The 25,672-nt window shown below is 37.0% G+C and carries 21 protein-coding genes; 7 read left to right on the top strand and 14 right to left on the bottom strand.

Going from position 1 to position 25,672, the window contains the following annotated elements:
• The first annotated feature begins 765 nt into the window (after positions 1-765).
• Positions 766-2,454: a transglutaminase-like domain-containing protein gene (locus J2S08_RS14165; protein ID WP_307230563.1), complete on the top strand. Its 1,689-nt coding sequence runs from the start codon at positions 766-768 to the stop codon at positions 2,452-2,454.
• 43 nt (positions 2,455-2,497) lie between these two features.
• On the opposite strand, the gene J2S08_RS14160 is transcribed toward J2S08_RS14165, so the two are convergent.
• Positions 2,498-3,463: a 2-hydroxyacid dehydrogenase gene (locus J2S08_RS14160; RefSeq protein WP_307230561.1), complete on the bottom strand. Its 966-nt coding sequence runs from the start codon at positions 3,461-3,463 to the stop codon at positions 2,498-2,500.
• 565 nt (positions 3,464-4,028) lie between these two features.
• Between J2S08_RS14160 and J2S08_RS14155 the strand changes: the two genes are divergently transcribed.
• Positions 4,029-4,478, top strand: coding sequence for an SLAP domain-containing protein (locus tag J2S08_RS14155; protein WP_307230560.1), 450 nt, complete (start codon positions 4,029-4,031; stop codon positions 4,476-4,478).
• A 161-nt stretch (positions 4,479-4,639) separates the two neighbouring features.
• On the opposite strand, the gene J2S08_RS14150 is transcribed toward J2S08_RS14155, so the two are convergent.
• The 7 genes from J2S08_RS14150 to J2S08_RS14120 all read right to left on the bottom strand — a co-directional run bounded on the left by J2S08_RS14150 (position 4,640) and on the right by J2S08_RS14120 (position 12,449).
• Entirely contained in the window at positions 4,640-4,822 is a 183-nt protein-coding gene (locus J2S08_RS14150; protein WP_307230557.1) for a cold-shock protein, read from the bottom strand.
• Positions 4,823-5,363: 541 nt separating this feature from the next.
• Positions 5,364-5,819, bottom strand: a complete 456-nt coding sequence (locus J2S08_RS14145; protein ID WP_307230555.1) for a TlpA family protein disulfide reductase — start codon at positions 5,817-5,819, stop codon at positions 5,364-5,366.
• A 285-nt stretch (positions 5,820-6,104) separates the two neighbouring features.
• Entirely contained in the window at positions 6,105-6,647 is a 543-nt protein-coding gene (locus tag J2S08_RS14140) for a peroxiredoxin (RefSeq protein ID WP_307230553.1), read from the bottom strand.
• Positions 6,648-7,145: 498 nt separating this feature from the next.
• Positions 7,146-7,994: an ABC transporter permease gene (locus J2S08_RS14135; protein ID WP_307230681.1), complete on the bottom strand. Its 849-nt coding sequence runs from the start codon at positions 7,992-7,994 to the stop codon at positions 7,146-7,148.
• A gap of 2 nt (positions 7,995-7,996) precedes the next feature.
• Positions 7,997-8,932, bottom strand: a complete 936-nt coding sequence (locus tag J2S08_RS14130) for an ABC transporter ATP-binding protein (protein ID WP_307230551.1) — start codon at positions 8,930-8,932, stop codon at positions 7,997-7,999.
• 23 nt (positions 8,933-8,955) lie between these two features.
• A complete protein-coding gene (locus J2S08_RS14125; RefSeq protein ID WP_307230548.1) occupies positions 8,956-11,343 on the bottom strand; it encodes a hypothetical protein in 2,388 nt (795 codons plus the stop codon).
• A gap of 215 nt (positions 11,344-11,558) precedes the next feature.
• Positions 11,559-12,449 carry a LysR family transcriptional regulator gene (locus tag J2S08_RS14120; RefSeq protein ID WP_307230544.1) on the bottom strand — a complete coding sequence of 297 codons (891 nt, stop codon included), beginning with the start codon at positions 12,447-12,449 and terminating at the stop codon, positions 11,559-11,561.
• 145 nt (positions 12,450-12,594) lie between these two features.
• Here J2S08_RS14120 and J2S08_RS14115 point away from each other — a divergent pair, with 145 nt between their 5' ends.
• The gene (locus J2S08_RS14115) at positions 12,595-13,335 is read left to right on the top strand and encodes a sulfite exporter TauE/SafE family protein (RefSeq protein WP_307230542.1); all 741 of its coding nucleotides are present in this window, start codon (positions 12,595-12,597) and stop codon (positions 13,333-13,335) included.
• 645 nt (positions 13,336-13,980) lie between these two features.
• Here J2S08_RS14115 and cbpB read toward each other — a convergent pair.
• A complete protein-coding gene (gene cbpB / locus J2S08_RS14110; protein WP_307230540.1) occupies positions 13,981-14,433 on the bottom strand; it encodes a cyclic-di-AMP-binding protein CbpB in 453 nt (150 codons plus the stop codon).
• Positions 14,434-14,878: 445 nt separating this feature from the next.
• A complete protein-coding gene (locus J2S08_RS14105; protein ID WP_307230538.1) occupies positions 14,879-15,127 on the bottom strand; it encodes a YkuJ family protein in 249 nt (82 codons plus the stop codon).
• A gap of 676 nt (positions 15,128-15,803) precedes the next feature.
• Here J2S08_RS14105 and J2S08_RS14100 point away from each other — a divergent pair.
• Together J2S08_RS14100 and J2S08_RS14095 are read left to right on the top strand one after the other, a co-directional pair.
• Positions 15,804-16,592, top strand: coding sequence for an ABC transporter ATP-binding protein (locus J2S08_RS14100; protein WP_307230536.1), 789 nt, complete (start codon positions 15,804-15,806; stop codon positions 16,590-16,592).
• Positions 16,589-18,298, top strand: coding sequence for a putative ABC transporter permease subunit (locus J2S08_RS14095; RefSeq protein WP_307230534.1), 1,710 nt, complete (start codon positions 16,589-16,591; stop codon positions 18,296-18,298). Before J2S08_RS14100 ends, J2S08_RS14095 begins: the two co-directional genes overlap by 4 nt.
• A gap of 116 nt (positions 18,299-18,414) precedes the next feature.
• On the opposite strand, the gene fadH is transcribed toward J2S08_RS14095, so the two are convergent.
• Together fadH and J2S08_RS14085 are read right to left on the bottom strand one after the other, a co-directional pair.
• The gene (gene fadH / locus J2S08_RS14090; protein WP_307230532.1) at positions 18,415-19,179 is read right to left on the bottom strand and encodes a 2,4-dienoyl-CoA reductase; all 765 of its coding nucleotides are present in this window, start codon (positions 19,177-19,179) and stop codon (positions 18,415-18,417) included.
• A gap of 145 nt (positions 19,180-19,324) precedes the next feature.
• The gene (locus tag J2S08_RS14085; RefSeq protein ID WP_307230530.1) at positions 19,325-19,543 is read right to left on the bottom strand and encodes a hypothetical protein; all 219 of its coding nucleotides are present in this window, start codon (positions 19,541-19,543) and stop codon (positions 19,325-19,327) included.
• A 520-nt stretch (positions 19,544-20,063) separates the two neighbouring features.
• Here J2S08_RS14085 and J2S08_RS14080 point away from each other — a divergent pair.
• Positions 20,064-20,933, top strand: coding sequence for a metallophosphoesterase (locus J2S08_RS14080; protein ID WP_307230527.1), 870 nt, complete (start codon positions 20,064-20,066; stop codon positions 20,931-20,933).
• Positions 20,934-20,964: 31 nt separating this feature from the next.
• On the opposite strand, the gene J2S08_RS14075 is transcribed toward J2S08_RS14080, so the two are convergent.
• The gene (locus J2S08_RS14075; RefSeq protein WP_307230525.1) at positions 20,965-24,090 is read right to left on the bottom strand and encodes an MMPL family transporter; all 3,126 of its coding nucleotides are present in this window, start codon (positions 24,088-24,090) and stop codon (positions 20,965-20,967) included.
• A complete protein-coding gene (locus J2S08_RS14070) occupies positions 24,087-24,542 on the bottom strand; it encodes a MarR family winged helix-turn-helix transcriptional regulator (protein WP_307230523.1) in 456 nt (151 codons plus the stop codon). The genes J2S08_RS14075 and J2S08_RS14070 overlap by 4 nt, the downstream gene beginning before the upstream one ends.
• Positions 24,543-24,950: 408 nt before the next feature.
• Here J2S08_RS14070 and J2S08_RS14065 point away from each other — a divergent pair, with 408 nt between their 5' ends.
• Entirely contained in the window at positions 24,951-25,433 is a 483-nt protein-coding gene (locus J2S08_RS14065; RefSeq protein ID WP_370875692.1) for a YkyB family protein, read from the top strand.
• Positions 25,434-25,672 lie beyond the last annotated feature (239 nt).

The following is a 25,672-nucleotide window of genomic DNA, read 5'->3' as shown; positions in this document are numbered from 1 at the left end:
GAGGGTTTTCTCTCATCCCCCACTGATAAGAAGTAGAACAAAGGCTAAGATCGAAAGCATCCTCGAAAAAGAAGGGCACTTTTTCGTCGTGCGGTGCTGATTCAAGAAGCTTTCCTTATCCTGTCGACCCGAAATTTGATTTCTGTTCCCCCCCACCTAGCGCTTCTGATTACTCTTACTTCCTGAGGGAAGGGGTTTGACTTGCCAGTTAGATGTGGGATAAAATTTCAAGATTTTTCAAATGACAATGCAAGTTTTCTAAGCACGTAAACGACTTTAGCAGAAAAATAAGAATTAGAAGGAACAGTAAAAAGTTTTGACTATTATAAAAAAGATATTCAATGAAAAAACATTACTTTCTATGACTTCAAAGAACTAACTTACACCTTTGATCTCTCTTGGACTTTTTAAGCATTTACTTATAACTAACATTGAAAGACAGTATTATTGTATGTCTTTTCTTTTTTCTCCATACATTTTTTGCAGACTGAAAATAATCCGTTATCATCAAGTGTTATCGAAGTATTCAGTAATGTGTCCCCTTTCATGGTTCATACTCCTTCACAATATCAATAAATTCATTTCTCTATGAAAATTCTTTAGTATAGTCTAAACAAGATTTATTAAATGTATCTTTTAGTAAGTCTAAATTACTATTATAGGAAACAAGGAATAACTTAATCTTTTTCTACTGGTGTTTGTGGTAAAATAAGACAAGCACCACATGAGGAGGATCTTAAAATTAGACAACTATCGACAACGTTGATGATCGTTTGTGTATTGCTGCTTTCTTCATGCAGCAGCAGCCTTGCAACCAAAAATGAGCATCAAGAAACAACGAAACAAGAGCAAAAAGAAAAACAAAAAATTGATAAATATAAAAAGCTTGTAGAAGAAACAAATGCCGCACTTGATCTCAAGCCATTAGAGCTAACAAGCTATAGCGAACAAGTTGGGGCTACCTTATCCAGCCCTAAGTATAAAAAATTTGCAGCCAATAAATCTATCACAATAACAGGTAACATTGAGCATTTCGAACAATTAAAAGGATCATATGTGTGGATAAAGATTGATACACAAGAAACTGGTCCTGCAGGTAATACTCTCGAATACTACACTCAAATTAAAGATGGCCGCTTTAAACAAAAAATCCGATTTTTCAACGGTGAAGGAGAATATACCGTAAAAGTGCTGCTTCCAAGCAATGATAAAGAGAATTATTATTACGACATAGCAAATTTTGAAGTGGTAAATGTTAACCCAAAAAATCATCGCGATATTACATATAGTCCATTTGCTCAAGATGCTAGCATGGTTATTCAACATCCAAAAGTAGGATATTTTCAGGAAACAGAAACCTTCTCATTGAAGGGAAAAATGAATGAACAAATCCAGCAGCAAGAAGTGATGCTCGAAATCAGAAAAGATTCCGACTCTTGGAAGCATGTTATTCCTGTAAAAAACGGTACATTTTCATACGATATCCCGCTTTTTTATGGCAAAGGCATTCATCAATTGACCGTATATGTCCCTGATCAAAACCGCGATAACTACTTTCAAGAAGGAACAATCATTTTTATTGATAATCAATCTGATCAGATAATGGAGCCAATTGAATATTATAGTGAATATGATGAAAGAGGCATAAATTTAGAGTTTCCTAAATTTGGAGGAGATAAGACAAGTTTGACCTATTCTATTAAAGGCAAAATTGATAAGCAGGCACCATTTGCAAAAGAGACAACCCACCTCTATATCACAACAAAAAAAGATGGTGAAGAAGCATTAGATGTCATTCCAGTAAATGATTTTAACTTTGATGATGAATTTTATTTACGATTTGGGCCTGGCAAATATGACGTTATTGTTAGCGTCCCCGAAATTATTGAAGAAAACAGCAGTAAATTTAGGTTTTTTGGCGTTGCCGCATTTTCAGTGGAAAATACGGATTCAGAAGATCGACGTGACTTGTTGCCATCTCGCGGTGTTCAATCAGAAGCTCCAGAAATCATTGCTTTAGCAAATGAACTAACAAAAGACAAGCAGACTGAAAGGGAAAAGGCAAAAGCAATTTATGAATATACAGCTAAAAATATTGCCTACAATGTAACTAAATACAAAAATGATGAATTTTCATGGGATGATAGTGCGTTAAAAACACTTGAGTTAAAAAGTGGTGTTTGCCAAGATTATGCTTACCTTGCGATTGCTTTGCTTCGCGCTAGTGAAATGGAGGCTAGATATGTAGCTGGGTATGCCGGTACGGGTTTTAATCGTGATAGACATGCCTGGGTGGAAACGAAAGTAGATGGTGAATGGCTTATTATGGACCCAACTTGGGGTGCTGGCTATACTGATGGCGATGTGTTTGTCGCTTACTATAGTGAAAAATATTTTGACCCTAATCCAGCTGAGTTTAACAAGACGCATAGTCGTAGTGATGTCGAATATTAAAGAAAAACGGAAAGGACGCAAGTTGCATTCTTTCCGCTTTTTTTTATAGTGTTACCCTCATTACCGGTTCTTTATTCTCTAAAGCATTAATAAGGTTATCAGCTGCTAAATTGGCCATTCTCATTCTTGTCGCAATACTCGCACTCCCTATATGTGGCAGCGCAACGACATTAGGCAGCATCAGCAATGGCAAAGCAGGGTCAACAGGCTCTCTCTTAAATACGTCCAACCCTGCTCCCCAAATTTCTTCATTTATAAGCGCTTGATAAAGTGCCTGTTCATCAACAACACCGCCACGGGCAGTATTAATTAATACTGCTGTGCTTTTCATCAACTTTAATTCTTTTTCTCCGATAAGATGATGCGTGTGTTTATTATATGGAACTAATAAACAAATGAAATCAGATTCTTTTAATAGTGTCTCCATATCTGTAAAACGAACACCGAGCGTCTTTTCCATCTCTTGTTTACGAGTCCGATTGTAGTAAAGAACATCCATATGGAAGCCGCTGGCCCGTTTTGCAACTGCTTGGCCAATGCGGCCAAATCCAATAATCCCAAGTGTTGAACCATAGATATCCTGTCCGGTCATTTGCAGCGGCGACCAAGTTTTCCATTGTCCTTTTTTCAGATAATCGTTCGCCTCTACTAATCTTCTTGCGGTCGCCATAAGCAGGGCAAACGTTAAGTCAGACGTCGTCTCTGTTAAAACACCTGGTGTATTGGCAACGATAATACCAGATTCAGCAGCAGCTTCAACATCAATATTATTATAGCCAACGGCCATATTACTAATGACTTTCAAATGAGGAGCCGCTTTGATTACCTCTTGATCGATTGTCTCTGTTATTAAGCAAAAAAGTCCATCAATTTCTTTTACTTCTTCTAACAAGACCTCACGCGGAACAGGAATATCCGGTTCATTCCATATGTTCACATGACATGACTTGGAAAGTTTTGCATAAATCGGTTCAGGAACTTTACGTGTAACATAGATTGTAGGTTTCATCATATCACCTTCTTTTATAGACTATTCCTTTTATCTTGATCATAGATGAAGCGTTTGTGAAAATCTAGTAGAATACTTTATCCCACATCTAACTGGCAGTAAGACCCCCACCTCAAGAGTAAGAGGGGGAATGAAGAAGTCTAGGTGGGGGATAACTGAAAGTCAAATGTCCGATTGGTTCATGCCGACAGGATAAGGAAAGCTTCTTGAATCAGCATCGCACGAAGAAAAAGTGCTCTCCTTTTTCGAGGATGTCGGTCACAAAGGCGTTGCAACAGGACAAGGAAAGCTTCGGCAGTGATACATCGCACGAAGAAAAGCGGTTTCCTTTTCGAGGACGCTGCGATCTTAGCCTTTGTTCTACTTCTCATCAGTGGGGGATAAGAGAAAACCCCCACTGATGGAAGTTTCACTTTATCTTCTATTTTAGATTGTGAGTTGTTTTCGAATTCTTTGGTTTCTTTTCTAGCTGAGCAATCGTAAAATCTTGATCAGCTTATCATGTCTAGCTTGACATCTATATGTGTAGCAGTTACCTTAAAAAACAAGGGCGGTGAATCAATTAATGAAAGAACATACATTGCATTTAGAAGCTTCCTGGAATAAAACGCTTTCTGTAAAACAAAAGATGCAGCTGAAAGAAGTCGTTCAATCGTTGCCTACTATAATAAATGAATTTGCAGTTGTTGGATTGCTTGGGAAATATAAAAAAAACGGTGGTTTTGTTGCAACTATTCTATTGCGAAACGGATTCAATGAGACATTGAAGATAGGGGAAGCTTCAATTGAGGTGTTTGATGGGAACAATACGATCATTGCAAAAGGCCAATTTCACCCCCAGCTGCGCATAAAAGCAAATGCCTCTCAGCCATGGTCATTTGTCTTTACAGAGCAAATGATAATAAATGACGAGGCCGATTTAAGGACTTGGAGCATACAGATGAAAGCAGACGGACTGCCAGATGCTCGAACATTTTCCAATATCCCATCAAATGCCTGCTTCATGCAGCATTAGAATGGAACGTTTATTCATCTGTTTTGAAATGTCAAGCCAAAACAAGCAAACGACATTCCATTGGAATGTCGTTCATGCATACAGCCTTTTTTACTTTAAAGGCTATACCGAAATGGAAAAATATATCCAGTTCGTATATTCAAACCGTGTATGAATAAAACTTACTGTATTACTGGCAAAATCCTTGTCTCTTGCACCATTTCTGAATGACACAAAGGACATTCAGGATTTTTGCTGAAAGAAAAGGCGTCTCTCATCCAACCTTTACAACTGTCGCTAGTACAGGACCATACAGTTGTCTCAACTTCTGGAATCGGTTCTTTCGGTCCTCGATTATACGCCATGATCATGACCCCCTTAAAGGTACTACTTCTATTATATCCTATTTAGAAAAATAATGAAAATTCATCCTCTACAAATCATATTATGCATCATATCTTGTTTTTAAAACTTGAAATTAGGCTTGCTAAGGACGTAACTGAAAGAGGGGTACACAAAGCAACATTAGAAATTAAATCAACATGATCTGGTATATGAAGTAAGCATTCTGAGTGACTTATAAAGTGAAACTTCCATGAGTGGGGGTTTTCTCTCATCCCCCACCTAGACTTCTTCGATTCATCTACTCTTAAGGTGGGGGTCTTACTGCCAGTTAGATGTGGGATAAATAAATTTAAAAAAGACGTTCGCTTCTGTAAAACCATCAGCGGCAACGTCTCTGTTTTTTAGGATTGTCCAAAGAAATTTACAGCGCATCGCAATCATGTTGTCTCGAAAAAATTACAGCTTTGTTAAAAACTGCACATGTGGCGTTTATTTTTTCATCCTTTTTATATTTTTGCACACTCTCTTTGAACAAGCTCCTTTATTCATTCTTACTATTTATTATTCTTTTTTTTCATTTTCACTTAATACACGGTTTACACGTTTTTCCAGCATTTTCATACCGCTGCCTCCAGCTTGAAAATGGCGAAGCTGCCCGTCTTTATCAAAAACATAATAAGCAGGGACATATTCATTTTCGAACGCGTCTGTTAACTTATGTTCGCTATCAACAAATATCGGCTGCGTAATTTGGTGCTCTTCTGCTGTCTTTTTAATCGCTTCTAAATCCGTGTCTTCTTCAGAACGAGGCATGTGGACGGCTACTACATTTAATTTATCTTTATATTCATCTCGGAATTGATTCACTTGCGGCATCGCTTCTTTACACAAATGGCAGCTAATAGACCAGAAATGAATCAGTGTTGGTTTTTCACCGATCAGTTCTGCTTTTGTTAATTCTCCATTTAGCCATTCAGTGGCTCCTTCTAACTCTGGCATAGGTGTACGTAATTTCATTTTTCTTTCCTCCCTTTCATTCATTGCTTCATTAATAATATGTGATGTTCTCCTTTTTCATAAACAGTTAGTGGATTTATGCTCTGCTATTATTTAGTAAAGCTGAAAGATCACTTTCGGATGGCCTATTGATTCGCAATGTATGTTAGAAAAAGACCTAACAACGTTGTTAGGTCCCTATTCATATATCAATATAAATCGTGTAATGTAAGTGATTGTTCAACAAAGAGCTTTGGAACATACACTTAGAAACAAGTATCATGATTCCTCAACGTGGAGAAATGATTATAGAGTAGCTTGTCCAGGTTTCCAGTTTGCTGGGCACAATCCACCTGTTTGCAGTGCTTGAAGAACACGAAGCGTCTCATCGACATCACGACCAATGTTGTTATGGTTTACTACTTGATACATTAATTCGCCTTCTGGATTAATAATGAATAATCCGCGAAGTGCAACTCCTTGTTCTTCAATCAGTACACCGTAGTCGCGGGATACAACATGGTTAGTATCAGCAGCAAGCGGGTAATTTAAATCTCCAAGACCATTATCTTTACGATCAGTTTTGATCCAAGCTAAATGTGTATGAATTGTATCTGTTGAAACGCCAATTACTTCTGCATCCAAATCTTCGAACTCATCATAGCGATCAGAAAGAGAAGTAATTTCTGTTGGACACACGAAAGTAAAATCCATTGGATAGAAGAAAAGCACTGTCCATTTGTCATTTTTCATATTTTCTTCTAGACTGACCTTCCCGAATTCCTTGTTCGCCATTACTGCATCCATTTCAAAGCGAGGAGCTTGTTTACCTACCATGCGTTCTGCCATGAATAAATCCCTCCGTTTTATAATGTAATGATAACTGAGAAAGCAATGAGTCCATTCTCAATTACTTTCTTTCTCACACATTGAATTATAGTCTAAATAATTTTTTTCGTCAACGCTTAATTGAAATAGTTTTAAATAAAAAATCATTTCAATTAAGCTGTCGGCTCTATTCTATTGGTTTGCACATTTTTACATAAAAATATGCGGCATCACCAAAAAGAGGGCGTCTATTCTCAGTTTACCATTTAATAAAATGGGATGAAAATAAAACGCCCTTTATTTCATATATTAATAAGTGCAAATCAACCTATGTTTTGACTTTATTATTTGGCGACCAGTTTATCGCACTCATTTCTCCGTTTATGATTTCGAGCACAGCTTAAACCTGGTTCGCTTACAATAGAGAACACCTAATTTATCGTGGACATGATTTGAATCAGACAGCTACCACTCTCCAATCATCAGCCACTTCAGGTTCATAGTGCCTACCTTTCGCTATCAAGCATCAGGCTTTTTTTGTGAACTTAGCGATTTCATACTTGGTCTCAGCTTTTTCACGCTAAAGAAAAGCGCTGTGATCGCTGCAAGTGTATATAGAAAGATGTAGCTAGCCCAAATGGGAATAGATATATTCGTCATTTCATACAATCCTTCTAGAAAAGAATAATCAAAAATGGAGGCAAATACGATTATTGGGTTAAGTGAAGCGATGAAATAGGCTAGCACATTCAAAGTTAGTATTTGTTGGCTCTCGCTTAAGCCTATTAAAATGACGAGCAGAAAAGCCGTTCCACCTGCTAAAAACAAGGTTGTTGCATACGTCGTTACCATTGAAATAATCGTTCTTCTAATAACCGTAGATAAAAATACACCAATACTGCCAAAAGCGAACATTGTAAAAATATAAAATCCAAATACCTGTATGATTGTTACGGGAGAGACGCCGCCAAATAAAAACACAAAACTATAAAGTGGGAGACTCGCCAAGATTAACAAAAGCAAATAAGACAAGGACGAAACTAATTTACCTATGATAATGCTCGTGGAGCTTTGATTCGTTGTCAATAAAATGTTTAATGTTTGCCGCTCTCGTTCGCTGCTGATTACTCCTGCTGTCAAGCCTGGGGTAATAAATAATACTAGTATAGCTTGTAAAAAAGACAGCAGCATAAACATCGTTTTGCTTTCAGATGGGTGAAAATAGCCAGATGGATTTGATAGTGTCTGCAAATAAATAAATCCAAGGATTAAAATACCAATCGCACTCAAGTAAGCTAGCAGGCTAATAATGGGTTTTTTAGAACGAAAACGTAATTTAAACTCCTTCTGCAGCACTGGATTCATCATTCTCAAGAAAGTTCCACTCCCTTCGTTATTTCCATAAAGACATCCTCTAAATCAGTCTCACTCTCTTTAAAACTGACAATCGGAATATCATGGCGAAGCGCTGCTTTCAAAAGCTGAACTTGAGAAAGGTCATCTCCTTTATAAATAAACTGAAGCGATTGTCCATCTCCTAATGTTCGTATTTCGGATATATTCGGATCCTCTTCAAAAAAACGTATCGCCTTATCCAAACCGTCATACACTTTAGCAACAATGATTTTCTCAGAGTGTATCTGCGCTTGGATTTCAGCAACCGAACCATGTGCTACGAGTTTTCCATTATCAATAACACCAATTTCGTCACACATTTCTGCAAGCTCTGGCAAAATATGAGATGAGATAAGAATTGTTTTCCCCTTATTCTTTAGTTCTCTCAATATTTCACGCATCTCAACCCGCGCACGAGGGTCTAATCCTGATGCCGGTTCATCTAGAATTAACACTTCAGGATCATGAATAAGCGCTCTTGCTAAACATAATCGCTGTTTCATTCCTCTCGATAATAAATCAACGTAAGTATCCCGCTTATGAGACAAGTTTACGAGTTCTAGCAGCTGTGGAATCAATTCTTCACGCTGTTTAGCAGACAAATGATAGGTTGCTCCATAAAAATCGAGATACTCTTCAACACGCAACTGATCATACACACCAAAAAAATCAGGCATATAGCCAATCTGACTGCGAACTTTTTTAGGTTCTGTGGAAATGTTGCAGCCATTTATATAGGCAGTTCCCGACGTTGGAGCAAGCAGCGTTGCTAGAATTGAAAATGCCGTTGACTTCCCAGCGCCATTTTGCCCTACAAATCCGAATACGGTTCCTCTAGTAACTTTTAAATGAAGAGAATCAAGTGCTGTAAAAGAACCATATTTTTTTGTCAAATCGATTATCTCAATCATTCGTTTTTCCTCCTTTCAACTTTTCAATTTGGCTGCACTTCTCCTTCTACTAAGACATGAGGAAGATTGACATATGGATCATATTTGGATGCTTTTTCAATTTTGATTTTTATTTCTCCTTGGTTAGAAATATAACGTGAAACATGTTCTTTTATCTCAATAAAGGAATCATGTGTATCTATCTCTTCGTATTCTTTCGTCTCATTGTTATACAGGGCATAATGGATGCCAGTCTTTTCTTCATACGTGAGCATTAATTTGTGAAAGATTGCTTTTTTCCGATCAATCTGTTTAGGAAGAACAACTGAAAATTCATAGCTGCCATCTTCGAGGGCAACCTCACCTAGATAGTCATATAATGGAGTCATATCAATGATTTCTCCATCAAATACTCGCATATCATATGACATCACTTTTTCATCAATCGTAAACGCTCCGACCATCTTGTCTTCAACAGTAAATGGTTGATAAATTAAATTGATTGCTGACTCCTTCGCATTTTTATTGGACAATTTTGAATCAATAATATGATTTTTCGTATAGCCAAAAATAATCGGCGAGTCTTCAAATCTACCCTTGCTCATAAGCACCTCTTGAAGACGGTTCATTTTTTCTTTTTCTAATTCAGAAGCATTCTTTTTAGGTATGTCGTCCTTGCTTGGTGCATATAAAAAATCTGTTTCTAACGGTTGTTGAATGGTGATTTTTTCACCTTTTGCTAATGCTCCGAGAGGATTGATATCAGAGCCAGACCAAAGATACAACTCCTCAAAATTAAAGGCAAAATGGTTTTCTATTTGTCCTGTTAATTGTTTATTATGAACTGAAAGATTCGTTTTAAAGCTGCCCACACCATTTTTAGCAGCCTGACCGATCACAGTATTAGCAGACCAGTATTCGACGTTTGGAAAAGTAAATGCATGGTGATCATTCTTCTCTTCTATCACCGCATGATGAGCTAGATCCGCTGGCGTGCGGCCAAATGGAGTAACGATTGGCACACCTTGAAATTCAACCTTCGGAACACTCAATTGATACATTCCACCACCGTTAGATAGAAAACTAATTGCTTGAACTCCTTTTAAATTCCCTTGTTCTCCTGCTTTAAAAAGACCTACCTGGGACAAATGTGGTTGGAACATACGATCTTTCGCACCAACAGCAAAAATACCGACTGATACCAAAACTGCAATTACTGGAATCAGCCACCAACTATGTTCACGCTTATCACGTTTACGCAAGAACCAATACATGATAGGTCCAATAATAATCAAATAAACAACAAATACAATAAACAAATAGGAAACAGAAACCGCTGAACTTTTAAATCTTTCACTTGTTTCCGCTAACCCTTGATAGATTGCATGAAAATAATGGTTGTGATTATCATCCATATTAGTATGAAGATCGTTTTCTATTAATTTTCCAAACCAATGACTATAACCATTCCATGTAACAAGCGGCTCCTCCCCTAATGAAAAAGCTGTTTGCAACACCTGGCCATTTTTATAGGGACTTGCCACTACGATAGGCTGCTGATTTGCCATCACGATCACATTAGCATTTTCAGCTATTTTGCCATTGTACAATCGGAGCGGAACAACAGGAAGAGGTGCTTCCTCTTGATCAACGTTGAAAGTTGAAAGATCATGAACGAACGCTTCTCCAGTCATCGCCATCGGCAACGTTTCTGCAAGTCGTCCAAAACTTTGCTCTCCTTTAGATGTTCCTCCTGCTATGATGATTCCGCCGTCACCCAGCCAATGAACCAGTGCCAATTGCTGTTGTGCCTGCAATTGTTGGAGTGGAAAATCATCAACGATAATATAATCGAAGAGTGCAAGTCCTGTTGGATCCTCTGGAAGATTTTTTTCTGTTAAAACGATCCATTCGATATCTTTTCCATTGATTTTCATCAGCTTTAACTGCTGTAGTTGATTCGCATCCATACTTAACACACCAATAACGGCTTTTCCCTCTTCAATAAAGCTAGGATAAATTGTTTTATCTCCGTTGACTGCGATCACATTCCCTTGTTGCCAATTACCGTCGTATAAAGTGATAGCGGGATTCCTTTGGAACTGGGAGCTATCGTCCTGAGATAAACCTGGCAAAGAGATAGTATATGTTTTTTTACTATTGGCAGGTAATTCTACTCGAATGGCTTTTGCCCCACCAGCTTGGTAATACGGTGCAAAACTTACAAGCATATCGCCGCTTACTTTTGCACCATGATTTTCCAATGTCATTTTTACAGGAAAACCTTTTCCACTCTTCACTTTCCCTTGAAATCCAGCCTCAACTTCGATATCAATATTCGCCTCGGCAGCTGCTGGCATCACTGGACAAAGCACAGCAGCAATAATGAAAATGGCCAATAATTGGCTTAATGCTTTTTTAAAATCTATCATCCACTTTCCTCCTTCCTCCAAAAACCAAGTCATACAAAGAAAGATATGATCTTTTCTATCCGATATGTATTAAAACATATTCAGCTAAGAAGCTGTTCATTGTCTAAAATTATTTTCTTCCATATCATAAATGTTTTTTTGTGAGAAATCACTACACTTTTTTTGTTAATTAAAGCACAATTTTTAGACCCAAAATTAACATAAGCGGAAAATGATTATAAAAATGCATTAGGAGTCGACTCAAGATATTCATGAACAATCTCAACAAAAGCTTCTACTTGACGTAATTTAAAAGCAGCATCATACCCCAACAGCCACGTATCTCGCTTAATTGCAACACCTTCACTATCCAATAACGGAATTTTATATACGTCTTCTTCCATCCCTGTTAATGTTATAGCAGGCAAAATTGCATAGCCAATCCCGTTGATCGTCATCTGTTTACATGTTTCAATTTGGTCTACAACGATCGTCCTTTTAGGTGCAGTTTGAAATTGCTGCTGCCACCAGTCTTGAATTTCTTGATAATAATTGGAATCACTTTTAAATTGGATGAAAGGGCGATCCGTTTCTAAAACATCTTCCATCTGTTGGATTTCTTTATCTACTAAATACAAACTATCTTTAAATAAATGGATTCTTTTACTTCTCCAATCTGTTGTACCACGAATAATCCCGATATGCACTTCTCCATCATACAAAGATTTTAATATCTCACTGCTCCAGCCTGTAATTAAGGAAATCTTTGCATGAGGATACTTGGAAACAAACCTTTTTAGTACTTGTGGCAGCCAATTTTGGCCGACAATAGAAGCACACGCAATTTTCAACGTTCCATACACTTTTGATTCAAGAGACTGAAGCTGTTCGCGAACTTGTTCGCTTTTAGCTAATACTTCGTTTGCGAATTTGACAACTAACTCTCCGGCAGGAGTTAATGTCAAACCTTTCTGCGTACGAATAAACAAAGCAATTCCCCACTGCTTTTCAATATTTTGCAGGCGCTGCGACAATGCAGGCTGAGAGACAAATAATCGTTCAGCAGCTTTTCTCATATTCATTTCTTCCGCTAAAACTGACAACAAATGATATTCTGTTAATGACATTTATGATCCCTCGATAAGTTTTTCTTATAGCTTATCTTAAATAACAAGAAATATCATTATTTTCTTTTTTCCCCTATGATAATAGTAGAAGACATTATGCTGAATCATAGACAGCAACGAGAGAATAAAGAATGGAAGTGAGAATGTGACTTTTTTACTTATCGCCTTAATTGGCTTTTGTGCTACTTTTGTTGGAACCCTTGCTGGTAGTGGAGGTCTAATAGGAATGCCTTTACTTCTATTTATTGGTATTCCCGTTCATACTGCAATTGGAACAGCAAAATTTTCTAATATCATCAGCTCTTTTTCTAGTTTTTACTATTTATTCAAAAGAAAACAAGTTTCTATTCGTACAGCTTTGAAAATTGTACCATTTGCTGCAATAGGCGGGTTGGTTGGTGCAATGATTGCAAATTATATTTCCCAGGAAAAGTTGACGATGATCGCTATCATTCTTCTAGCTTCAGCACTCATGTTAAATGTTATAAAAAAGGTACCGAAAGAACGAACCGCTTCTGATGAATCAATCAATGCAAAAATATATCCAGTACTTTTTAGCATCAGTTTGTATGACGGTATGTTTGGACCTGGATCTACAACATTGCTGATTTATACTTACCTTTACAATGGTTTTCATTATTTAAAATCTCTTGCCATTAGTCGTTTCCAAACTTTTATCAGCTGTTTATCAGCTTTTATCATTTTTGCTTTCTATGGAGCATTTGATTGGAAAATTGGAGCAGCTCATGCTCTCGGCTCTGTTATTGGGGCACAATTATCTGTTCGTTTTGCCAATCGATTATCTTTGCGCCATGTCAAATGGCTGTTAAATGGGGTGACGGTCTTGCTTATCCTACAGCTTGCCTATGAAGCCGTCATGATTTGAGCTTGGATTTAATATCGAAGTATAAATAGTTTCCACCACTTATATATAAAGTGAAACTTTCATGAGTGGGGTCTTTTCCCCACTCATAAGAAGTAGAACAAAGGCTAAGATCGCAACGTCCTCGAAAAGGAAACCCGCTTTTCTTCGTGCGATGTTGATTCAAGAAGTTTTCCTTATCCTGTCGACCTGAACCAATCGGACATTTGCTGGCAGTTTTCCCCACCTAGCGCTTCTGATTCCTCTTACTCCCCGAGGTGGGAGTCTTGACTCGCCAGTTAGATGTGGGATACAGTTGATCATGCCTTAATCTGCTAATAATGAGCGGTTATCATTCCTGCTTATTTGAAAAAGACTGTATAATTCTGATTATTTTGAATATATTGGTTAATATGGTATCCTAACATAAATCAAGCTTGAAAAGATTAGTCAAATGGCTAATTTTTACTCGTCCATTTATAAGAAGATGATAAAAAACTAGGAAGAAACCCTCCCTAGTTCTAAGTTAGTTTTTATAGAGACCCTTTAATGCATCGTTATCTTCATTATGTTCTCATTGCAACCTTGAAGCCTTCATTATCATGCAGAGCAGCTTTCATTCTAAAAATGGACGCGCTTTCATTATCATTTAACAAGCATCTTGATTCTTTATTGTTTCAAATGAATCAGCTTATGAATCTGACGATTTAGTTGTTTTAATAAAGCTCTTCTTGTTACGATTCCTTCAAAAAATCCATCATGGTCTTCAACACAAATAAAAGGATGATTAACGAGTAAATCAACCATTTTTTCCAATTGAAAATTAGGCAGGAGCCTAGGAATTTCGCTTGTCATGACGTCTTCCACTTTTTTATCACTTAACTTTTCAAATTCAATTCTTTCAAGTCCTAGAATGGATTCTGTAATCATGGCGGAACTAATAAGGCCATGTAATTTAAATTGTGCATCTAGAACTGGCACTGAGGAGTAGCCGCTTTTTGTTAAAACAAGCAGCGCATGTTCTAGACTATTTCCCAGTTGCACATGAGCAACCTTTTCAGATGGGATAATAAATTCATTTAATTTAGATTCAAGAAACGCTTGTATTTGTACGGAGACCATATTAAAACTCCCTTACCAATAATTTATCTCTCTATCCATCTTATCATAGATCGCCAAAATAAGAATCAAAGAGGTCTTCCCGCCTGGCAGTTTTTTATCCAAAAAAGCATGGTGGACAGATGCTGCTCATCAGTCTCCATGCTCTTTTTTTGTCATAAAAAATTGCTTGCCCCATTGATCATCTTCTGTGAACTACTCACCACTTATTGACCTTACGGTCTGATTGAAGTGGGAGTTTCTTGGGAACTAGATGCTTTTGTTAGCTATCTATATTTACCAAGCTATAAGGGCAGTCCCTGCCCCTAGAGAAAATACCAACAACAATATTTTGGCTTATACCAACCGAAAATTCATCTCCCACTTTCATTGTGCTACGCCCTTCACATTTAGAAGTGAGAGAATTCTTTTCGGAAACCCAGTTAAAAAATAGCAGCTAAAAAAGTAATCATGTATTAATCTGCTTTTCCTCTTGAACAAGATCAAAAATTTCAATTGCAGTAATATCCAGATCATCAAATTGATATTTATGATCATCTCCAAAAACTTCAAGTTCGAATGTGTCTGTATGAAGGAAATATTTTACTTGACAAAGTGCCTTTCCATTCACCTCAAAGCGTCTTTGCGGGGCTTCTGTTTGATCCGTTGCTTCCTGCATTGTTTTTAATCTCTGGATAATGCCTAGTAATTGAGACAATTAAAAAACTCCTTTCATGCTCGTGCCTGCGTATTTTTATAGTTCACCTATTTATGAAAAGATACGCATTCATTTTCAAAATTGACTATACTTTTTCACTACTTGCAATGGGCAATACATTTGCCCATGATCTTGTCATACCTTCCCAATCATTAATCCTGAAGAATCTTTCTTGAGAAAGGTATACATGTGTCCTCCTTTACTGCGGAAGCAACAAAGGGTGAAATAGCCTGCAGGCTGAAAAATGTACGATGTTTATCTGCTGTAGATCCTTTTTTACTGGAGCCCTAATCTTAATACTGCCCTAAAAGTAGTAGACGGAACATATAGTGCCATCTGATGTGAATCCTACAACATATCTTTCATGACGATTGTTTTTCATTTATAATGAAGTGAAAAGACAATCAACAATCACTATGGGATAAAAATATTATAAAAGCTAATAAAGAAAAATTGCAAATACAAATAAAGTAAGCTATCCTCTTCTAATTAAAAAAAGATGCTAAAAACCTTGTTTTTTGGCTATCGAATAAGGGTGAAATAAAAGAATTGAATCTTTTCTAATACTTCGTCCGTAAATAATGAATACCTCCTCAATGTGCTGCTAAAAACATTATTCTAAGAAGTAGAAAATTGCTTTTCCTCTCTAATCATTATTCAAAAAGAGGTGTTTTAGATGACAATCGCTATCAAAGCTACAAACCTTTCCAAAATTTATGGGAGCTATAACGCTGTAAATCATTTGGATCTTACCGTTAAAAAGGGTGAATTATTTGGCTTTCTCGGCCCTAATGGTGCAGGTAAAACAACAACCATTAAAATGATGACAGGTCTTCTAGAGCCGACAACTGGTTCAATTGAGTTAATGGGAACCAACATTTGGGATGCACCTATTGAAGCAAAAAGAAAGATTGCTTACGTTCCTGATCAGCCGAATTTGTATCCAAAGCTTTCTGGCATCGAATTTTTAAGCTTTATTAGTTCCGTATTTCAGATGCCAACAAAAAAGTTTGAACAAAAATCCGTAGAACTTTTGGATATGTTTGGATTAACAGCACGTGCAACTGATTTAATAGAAAATTATTCTCATGGAATGAAACAAAAAATTGCTTTATGTGCTGCCTTTATTCATGAACCACAAATTATTTTCTTAGACGAGCCAACCGTTGGCCTCGATCCTAAAAGTGCGCGAACTTTAAAAACAACCCTTAGACGGATGTGTGATCAAGGAACAACAGTCTTTTTATCCACTCATATTTTGGAAATAGCCGAACAAATGTGTGACCGTGTTGGGATTATTATGAACGGAGACGTTATTGCTTCAGGAACGATGAAAGAGCTTCGTGAAAAGGAAGGGCATGTCGATGCTAGTTTGGAAGATATCTTCTTAGAGCTGACTGGCGGTGAATCATCAAAAGAGCTCATTGAAGAACTAGAGCAAGCAGAAAAAGGTGAGACAAAATGACAAGAACACTCATAAATGTTCATTGGCAAATGATGAAAAACACATTTCGAACAAACAAAAAACAATATATACCAGTGTTTATCATTATTGCTGTTTTTCTGTTCATTTTCGGTCTTGTTTTTATTCAAGGTGCTTGGCAATTATTTCATTTATTAACTCCAGCACTATTACAAAAAGGACTTCCATATGTATTTCTTTTTGGTTTTACTTTCATTCTTTTATTCGGAATACCAAATGTTTTTAAGCATTTATATGGTTCTGAAGATCTTGCATATTTATTTACACTCCCGATTGCAACCCGAAAAATTTTCTGGATCAAATTTATTCAGAGCTTTATCGGTTCTCCATTCATCATTTGGTTTTTGACATTTTTTCCATTGCTCATTTATGGATTCTTTGAAAAAGCAAATGTTTTTTATTTTCTTTTCAGTTTATTGATTTCTTTAAGCAGCGTAATGATTGGTTTATCATTTGCTTATTTGTTTAATCTAATCTTAATACAAATATTGCCTGCGTCAAGAACTAAAGAATTAATGACAGTGATGACAGCACTTGCGGGCTTTGTTATTTATTTAATTTTCCAACTTCCGAATATGTGGTTTCATCATTCCCCTAATGAGCAGACCAATTTGCAGCTCCCTGACGTCCCTGCTTGGCTTCCTTTTAAATGGGGAAGCGACGGTTTAGGCGGATTATTGATCGGGGACATCAAAGCGTTTATCCCTGCGCTCGGATTCGTTCTATTTGCTGCTTTTCTTATGTTTTTATCCTCAACACTCGTTGAAAAAGGGTTCAGAACAGGATGGATTCGGTTAAGTGAAGGTAGTCGGAAAAGAAAGAAGAAGCAGAATTTACAAAAACAAAATAAGCTTCAGCCAACTATTATTGCTATTGGCCTTAAAGAATGGCGCGCTATTTATCGTGATATGAGAGAGTGGTTAACCTTATTGCCGCTTGCATTTTTTCTTATTTTCCCATTCATCATGTTTATTCGTTCTGGCCAACAACTAAGTGAACTTTTACAGAATAGCTTGCTAAGCTTTGTCGTGGCACAAGCAGTGTTCTTCTTTATGCTGACGCTTTTTAGTGGCAATTTTGCTGCACAGACGATAGCTAGGGAAGGAAGGGGACTTTGGATATTAAGAACAATGCCTCTCTCTGGATGGAGAATTGTATTAGGGAAACTTTGGATTAGCTGGTTGATTCCTTTCGCCTTGATCTCCTGCCTTAATATCATTCTAAGTATCTTTTTAGACTGGTCACTTTCATGGTTGTTCCTTGCGATAGCCACATTAGGAATCATTTCACTTGGCATGAGTGGAATTGGGATCTATATAGGAACAGTCGGTTCTATATATAACCCAAATAATCCACAACAGCGACTTCGCTTTTTACCTAGCTTAGCATTGATGTTTCTATCATTCCTTTATACATCGATTGCAACAATTCCAGTTGGTTTTTTAATATTGCCAAGCCAATTAGAATCGTTCTTTTCGATGATAAACGGGGAAAGTGAGGTGCCTTCTTTTTTTATTAATCTTACTGCCATCTTCTTAGAGTCAAAAACATTGCTCGGTTCGCTTATGTACTTGCTTGGCTTTGTTGGTGTTGTTGGCATTTCATTTGGTGTAACATGGCTTACTGCTTACTTGGCAGCAAAGAATATTGACAGAGGCATTGACATCAAGATGGTGGACAAAAAGTAATTTTTTTAAAAGAAGATTCTTTATAGTGAAATGCTTAAATGGGAAGTAGGCGTTTTTTCACCACTTCCCATTTTCCACTTATGAGTTTCTTATTAGTTAAATGTGGGTTTCCTGAACTAAAATGGATATTGGTTTAACCAGGCGCCACCGTCCATTGTAATACATTCTCCATTTATATATGCTGATTTTTCTGAACAAAGAAAGTAAGCAAGTTCAGCTATTTCCTCTGGTTCTCCGAGTCTTCCAAGGGGAACACTGTTGATCGTTCGTTTTTCTGCTTCTTTAGAAACCCATAATCGCTCTGCTCCTCCTGTTCGATTAATAGGGCCTGGTGCAATTGCGTTAACACGAATGCCATAGCTTCTTCCCCATTCAACTGCGAGTGTTCTTGTTAGGGAGAGCACTCCCGCTTTCGCTGCCGCCGAATGCACTACACCTGGGCCAGCATCCCAAGCATAGGTAGCGACAATATTAATGATTGAACCCTTGATCCCTTTTTCAATCCAATATTGCCCAACTGCACGGCTGCAATAAAATGTTCCATTTAAAACAATATTGATCACTGCATTCCAGCCATTGATTGATAAATCCTCTGCTTTTGTAATAAAGTTTCCTGCTGCATTGTTAATAAGTATATCAATCGCACCAAATTGTTTATCTGTTTCCTTCACCATTCTCTCAACATCTTCTGGATTGCGGACATCCATTTGCACTGTGAAAACTTCTGCATTTGCTGTTGTTATTTCTTGCTTTGCTGCTTGTAAACGTTCTGCATTTCTGCCAGTGATCACAACTTTTGCTCCGGTTTCAGCAAATTTTTTTGCCATATATTTTCCCATTCCACTAGAACCGCCAGTGACAACCACAACTTTTCCTTTCATGTCATTTCCCCCTTGTCCCAATAATGAATGATTGATCATTCATTATTGTACCATAAAAAGCAAGGAGCAGAAGGAAAAGATATTGTAAAACTTCCAATCAATGAGGGTGTTTTTATCCCTCACTGATTTGGAAGAGCATTCACTACTAGTCTCTTTTTTTATTTAATAGAGATTCATGTAAACTAGCAAGAGCACGAATAATCGTTTTCTTTCGATGATGTCCTTTTATCGAGACAGTAACATCATTTAAAATTGCGTTCACTTGACCCCTGGAGTCATATGGTTTAAATCCATTGATATAAATTTTTATTAAACCAGCTGTTGAAGGAAGAAAAAAAACTTCCATTTGTTGCTTTTTTTCCACCATAAACTCTCCCTTCACATGATGTCATGTTTTTTATTAAGTTTCACTATAGCACGCTATCGAGATTTAGGTAAAGTGATTACTACTGGCATTTACAAAAAAAGAGAGAAATCCTCCCTCCTATACTAGCTTATACTCCTTTTTTGAAAAAACCAATGCTATTTATAAATAAATACGTTAAAATAAAGTGAAACTTCCATAGTGTGATACGCACTCATCCAAATGATGGTTCTTGCTTAGCATTTACTTTTTTCATGAAAATGATTGATATATAAAGGTTGATCAGAATTTTGGAGAACAGCTGTTGATTTTCTTTACTCATCACTCTAATCCGAATGTTCACCTTGCACATCTTCGTTTATTAAAAACGAAGATCAGCTTGCTCGGATCTCCAACTTCTCGAGCTTTTGATCCTCTTTTGGAACATTCATATGAAATCTATATCCAGCATCGTGATTTTGCTAACCATTTGGAAAGGAGGATGCACAAATAGGAAAAAACCATGTGCAACAACAAATAAATGAATGAGCGCATTTCTCGCAGATCGTTTCTTAAAAAAAGTATTACTACAATACTCAGTATATTAGGACTAACTACTGGCGGATATGTGTATGCCAAATACTTTGAGCCGAAACGGCTTCAAATAAATAAAGTAAATATTGAACATCACAAAATTCCTGCTAGTTTCAATGGTATGAAGATGATACAATTCAGTGATACACATCTTGGATTTCAATACAACCTTCAACAATTGGAAAAGCATGTTGATCTCATTAATCAAATGGAGCCTGACTTGCTTTTTTTTACGGGAGATTTAATGGACAAACCAAATCAATATACGAGTATTGATTACATTGCACCTATCCTAGATCGTCTTCACGCTCCTCTAGGCAAGTTTGCTATATTTGGCAACCATGATCATGGCGGGAATGGAACAAGGATTTATGAGCATATTATGCAATCATCCGGATTTCAACTACTGAACAATGAAGCGGTGAACATCAAACTTTTAGATGGAGAAGAAATAGTAATAGCTGGAATTGATGATGCAATGCTAGGCACACCAGATATTCCTCGCGCATTAAGAGATGTCCCACATGATCGCTTTACTATTCTGTTGTCGCATGCACCTGATTTAGCCGATTATGCAGCAGTCCATGGAGTCGATTGTCAATTAAGTGGACATAGCCATGGTGGACAAGTAAAAATCCCTTTTTTTGGCCCACTTGTAACAGTCCCTTATGCGAAAAAATATTGGGAAGGTTCCTATGATATTAATGGGACAGCACCCCTTTTTCTATATGTAAATCGTGGATTAGGCACTACTCGGATGCCGTTTCGATTTGCTGCTGTCCCGGAAATAACAATTTTTACTTTAAAATCCATGTGAGTGAAGCAAGTTCAACTCACATGGATTTTTTTTAGCTTTTCTTATGATAGCGAAATGGCCACCAGTTCACTTTTTCAAACGTCTTCACTAGCACTGGGACAAATAACGGCAGGACAATAAAAGCATAGAATAATAAACCTGATAAGACGAGTGTAGCAATTTGCAATAAAGATAGCACTCCTGAAGGGAGCATTGCTGCAAAGGTTCCTGCTAAAATAATAGCTGCTGAGATAATAACGGTTCCCATATTTTTCATTGCAAGCAATAAGCCTGTTTTGACATCGAGATTGCGATACTCAGTAAATCGATCCATTAAGAAAATTGAGTAGTCTACCCCTAATGCCATAAGAATCACAAAACCAAAAAATGGTGTTGCCCAGCTTAAACCAGGATATCCGAGTATGTGTACAAATACTAATTCAGTTACAGCAATGGAAGAATAAAAAGTAAGCAATAACGATGCAATCAAATAGATTGGCATAATCAGAGAACGGAGCAGTATCACCAAAATCAAAGCAATGCCAATCAGGATGATCATTAATGTTCGATTGTAATCAGCATTTGACATCGTCTCAAGGTCATGGTTTATGCTTGTTACACCGCCAATACCTATTTTTGCATTTTCTAGCTTCGTGCCTTTTACTGATCTTTCTATTGTTTTATTGATTGGTTCAATCAATTCCATCGCTTCATTTTTATATGGATTCATAGATAAGACAATATCAAGTGTTGTCAGCTTTCCATCGTCTGAGAAATAGACGTCCAATGCTTTTTCGAATTCTTCATTTTCAAACACTTCTTCAGGTATGAAAAGACCACTTGCCTCCAAACTGCTTTCGTCGACAATTCTATCCAAATGACCTTTTGCTTCCCCTAAGCCAGATTCAATCTCACCAAGTCCTCCTGCACTTTGTTCTAGTCCGTTTGTCAGTTCTCCCAACTGTCCGTCAATCGAACCAAAACCAGATAATAGTTGTGATTGTCCATTAGCTATTTGTCCAAGACCATGATCAAGCTCAGGCAATCGTTGAATGATCTCATATTGTCCCTTAGCGGCTTTGCCTATACCTGTTTCCAATTCACTAAGTCCTGCGACAATCGCATTTAATCCGCTCGAAAAAGCATCGAGACCGGTTGTCATGAAACCGAGGTTATCATTAACACTACTTAACCCGTTTGCAATTTGTTGCATTTGCCCATTTAAGGCGTCAATGGTACCGCTGGCAATAGCTATTTGTTCAGCTGTTTTGCCAACCATCGCTTGGACCGTTTGAAAATTTTCATCTTGCGCCAATTCCGGATGTGCAACGATTAACTTTTCTAATGGGCCATCAAGATCTAGCAATAGCTGTTTGGCAGTAATTAAACCGTTAGGTATCTGTTCATAGGCAGCAGATAATTGCGAGATCGCCCCTTGCATGTCACGTAATGATGTGAGAAGCTTTTTAGCACCTGCTGCTAATTCGGTAGCTTTATTTTTCGCTTCTTGGACACCCGCTTTTAGTTCTCCAGCACCATATGAACCCCTCTGTATTCCTTGTTCTATTTGCTCCAGTGCACCCTGTAATTCAGACATACCTGCTCGTATATCCTGTGTTCCCGTTTGCAGCGAATCAATGCCAGAGGTTGCTTCCTCTAACTGCGGCTTCGAATCAAGCAGCGCTTTTGCGGCATCATCCAAGCCATTTTTAATGGTATGAATACCTTCATTTCCTTCCTCCATTCCATCACTTATAGCACCAACCTGTTCTTTAATATATAACTCCTTTATAACATTGCCGACAGGTCTCGTTGCACTTCGAACCTTCTCGACATGCTCTATGTTTGTTAAGTCACTGCTGATTTTTTCAATTAATGCTAAGTATTCCTTCGTTTTAATGGAATCATCGTTTTCTAATACAACTTGTATTGGCAATGTTTCTCCAGGACTAAAGCTATCAGAAACAATATTAAAAGCTTTGACAGAATCATAGTTTTCGTCAATTTCATCTAAAGAGCTAAAAGAAAGATCCCCTTTGTAGCTTAATAATAGTGGAATAGTAAGAATAGCGACGATGCCAAGAGCAACGAATGGTCTGACGATGGCAAGATTTCCCGCCCATTCCCACACTCGACTTTGTTTATGGGAAATATTTTTTCCGACTGGCCAAAACAGTTTTCTTTGTAAGGTTGCCATAAAAAATGGCACAATCGTCATTAACGCCAACATGAGTATCACGATTCCGATAGCAACGGCCGATGCCGATTGATAAAGCTTGAATTGGGCAAATCCGATGGAGGCAAACCCAACCATTACTGCTAAACCGCTATAAAGCACTGTTTTTCCTGCAGTTCGATAAGTAGATACAATAGCTGGGATAATATCTTTTTCTGCTCCCAGTTCCTCTTTAAAACGACTTAATAGTAAAATGCAATAGTCTGTTCCGATTCCGAACAAAACAGCAACAAGAAATATTTGTGTAAAATTAGAGAGCGGAAAGTTTAGTATATCAACTAAAAAAGCAACGATTGATTGACTAACAAGATATGTAATCCCAATCGTTAAAAGTGGAATAATAGGGGCGATCAAAGAACGAAACACTAAAATTAAGACAATTAAAATGAAGCCTACTGTAATAAATTCTGTTTTCTTTAATCCTTTTTCTGAACTAATAATCACATCCTCTGTAATTAATTCATTTCCTGTCATAAGCGTTTCTACATTTTTAGTTGAAATTATTTTGGAAAGCTCATCACGTATATCAGCAATTTCCCGATTGCCGATCTGAATATCCAAAATGGCAAGAATTGTTTTCCCATCTATAGAAACAAGCTGCTCCTTTAATTCTTCCTCATCAAAATGTGTTGTAATATTAGCAATTCCAAGTGATTGTTTGTTTTTCTTTAATTGCTGAACCGTTTCTTTAATATCTTCTATTTGTTGTTCTTTCAAAATATTATCATCATGAAAAACAATGATAAACGGTTCCGCATCCCCTTTATTACTGTGCTTCTTCTTTAATTCTTCAGCAATGGCAGATGGATACTGATCAGGAACAGTAACCTGGCCTTTTTCACGAACAAGACCTTCCATGCTAGGAGCTTTCCAAACAAGCAGCACAGCTGCAATCAACCAGCTGAATAAAATAAGCCAACGGAAACGAATGACCGTCTTCATTCCTCCTTCTCCTTTCTTTTCTCGATGATTTTTGTAATTTTTTCATAAAGGTCTAGAAACGATTCTAATTCTTCATGAGTAAGATCACTTAAATAGTTGCCGACGAATTGCTCAATTTTTCTTTCTAACTGCTCGTATAGCTTTACCCCTTCTTCAGTTAGTGAGAGATAAACATTCCGTCGATCATTTGGATCTCGATTCCGTTTCACTAGTCCTCTCTTTACAAGCTTTTCTACTTTTACAGTAATCGCACTCTTATTCACGTAAAAGATGTCAGCAAGTTCAGATGAGCGAAGCGATTTACTAAAAAAAAGCTTTCTTAACAATGCATATTGTTCAATTGACATATCTTCCAATACATACTCAGAAATCATCGTTGAAATTCTCTTTGTTGCAAATAAATAAACGTCCTCATATCTTTTAATAAGTAATTTTATTTTTTTTTCATCCATATTGTTCACCCCCTTAACTATTAATACTGTCAACTTTATTCCTATCGAAAAGAAAAGTCAATAAATAAATACGCTTTTTCATCTTTAAAAAATAATAAAGCATAAAGTAATGTCTTATACAAAAAACCAATACCCCTCAAGTTTTAGAATATTCAATTTTATCGAAGATAATCGCTTTTCAAGTTCACTATTTAATAGTATAATAAAATATACAAAAAGAACTAATGTATACACATGAAGAGGATAATGGATGTGCATACTGAATAAAGAGCAGCTTAAATAAGTAAAGCAGCAGAACACTACAGTGAAAAAGCCAATGACTTACTAAAGCGAAACGTTTATACGATGTTATTCATATTACAGCACGAACGATGCTGTAGTTTTTAGAGGCTTTTAACAACCTCGATGATGAAAGGAGACGTTAACTTGAATTCACATCCCAATATGCCAGCTCCTTTAACACCTACAATTAAAAATCTCTCGCAAGCAATATTTACAGTCAATCGCCATGCAAAAACAGCTACAAATCCAAAATATTTGTATCAGCTGAAAAAGGCTGCGTTGGAAAAAATGATTGCAGAAGGCAAAGCAAAAAAAATGGGGCTTCACTTTTCAAGAAACCCTAAATTCAGCCAGCAGCAATCAGATGTACTTGTTCGTTGTGGAGAATATTTGTTTCATATCCCTCCTGTGAAAAAAGACTTCGATACCCTTCCACATTTAGGAAGACTTAACCAATATGCACGCAATCCCAAAAGTCGTGTATCATTAAATCAAGCAAAACAGCTGCTACAGCTTTATACTGGGATAAAAGAAGCGCGAAGGCCAAAACAGAGTGTTAGAAAACCGCAGCAGCCTGTTTTTAAAAAATTAGGCGATAGCTTTTTCTAATCGTCTTGTTCTTAAAATTCCTTGCAACTATTTGTGAAATGCATAACATAAAATAAACATGCTAAGTTAGAGACTTCCTTTATTCTCCATTGCTTTTTTGTACTTTTCCTCTACTATCTTCGTATTTCCGATTAAGAATAGATCCTTATTTTCCTCGTCTTGATCATAATGTCTGTACAAGCATGTAGGGTGCGATTATACTTGTCTGCTTTCTAATAAGTGTCTTTTTACAATATAAA

It is taken from the genome of Bacillus chungangensis, assembly GCF_030812995.1.
GTDB classification, from domain to species: Bacteria; Bacillota; Bacilli; order Bacillales; family Bacillaceae_C; genus Bacillus_CF; species Bacillus_CF chungangensis.
This window is presented reverse-complemented; position numbering and strand designations above follow the sequence as displayed.

Excerpts from the sequence above, each read along its gene's own strand:
- J2S08_RS14165 (WP_307230563.1), top strand. The coding sequence starts at position 766 with ATGATCGTTTGTGTATTGCTGCTTTCTTCATGCAGCAGCAGCCTTGCA.
- J2S08_RS14160 (WP_307230561.1), bottom strand. The coding sequence starts at position 3,463 with ATGAAACCTACAATCTATGTTACACGTAAAGTTCCTGAACCGATTTAT.
- J2S08_RS14155 (WP_307230560.1), top strand. The coding sequence starts at position 4,029 with ATGAAAGAACATACATTGCATTTAGAAGCTTCCTGGAATAAAACGCTT.
- J2S08_RS14150 (WP_307230557.1), bottom strand. The coding sequence starts at position 4,822 with ATGGCGTATAATCGAGGACCGAAAGAACCGATTCCAGAAGTTGAGACA.
- J2S08_RS14145 (WP_307230555.1), bottom strand. The coding sequence starts at position 5,819 with ATGAAATTACGTACACCTATGCCAGAGTTAGAAGGAGCCACTGAATGG.
- J2S08_RS14140 (WP_307230553.1), bottom strand. The coding sequence starts at position 6,647 with ATGGCAGAACGCATGGTAGGTAAACAAGCTCCTCGCTTTGAAATGGAT.
- J2S08_RS14135 (WP_307230681.1), bottom strand. The coding sequence starts at position 7,994 with ATGATGAATCCAGTGCTGCAGAAGGAGTTTAAATTACGTTTTCGTTCT.
- J2S08_RS14130 (WP_307230551.1), bottom strand. The coding sequence starts at position 8,932 with ATGATTGAGATAATCGATTTGACAAAAAAATATGGTTCTTTTACAGCA.
- J2S08_RS14125 (WP_307230548.1), bottom strand. The coding sequence starts at position 11,343 with ATGATAGATTTTAAAAAAGCATTAAGCCAATTATTGGCCATTTTCATT.
- J2S08_RS14120 (WP_307230544.1), bottom strand. The coding sequence starts at position 12,449 with ATGTCATTAACAGAATATCATTTGTTGTCAGTTTTAGCGGAAGAAATG.
- cbpB (WP_307230540.1), bottom strand. The coding sequence starts at position 14,433 with ATGGTCTCCGTACAAATACAAGCGTTTCTTGAATCTAAATTAAATGAA.
- J2S08_RS14100 (WP_307230536.1), top strand. The coding sequence starts at position 15,804 with ATGACAATCGCTATCAAAGCTACAAACCTTTCCAAAATTTATGGGAGC.
- J2S08_RS14095 (WP_307230534.1), top strand. The coding sequence starts at position 16,589 with ATGACAAGAACACTCATAAATGTTCATTGGCAAATGATGAAAAACACA.
- fadH (WP_307230532.1), bottom strand. The coding sequence starts at position 19,179 with ATGAAAGGAAAAGTTGTGGTTGTCACTGGCGGTTCTAGTGGAATGGGA.
- J2S08_RS14080 (WP_307230527.1), top strand. The coding sequence starts at position 20,064 with ATGAATGAGCGCATTTCTCGCAGATCGTTTCTTAAAAAAAGTATTACT.
- J2S08_RS14075 (WP_307230525.1), bottom strand. The coding sequence starts at position 24,090 with ATGAAGACGGTCATTCGTTTCCGTTGGCTTATTTTATTCAGCTGGTTG.
- J2S08_RS14070 (WP_307230523.1), bottom strand. The coding sequence starts at position 24,542 with ATGGATGAAAAAAAAATAAAATTACTTATTAAAAGATATGAGGACGTT.
- J2S08_RS14065 (WP_370875692.1), top strand. The coding sequence starts at position 24,951 with ATGAAAGGAGACGTTAACTTGAATTCACATCCCAATATGCCAGCTCCT.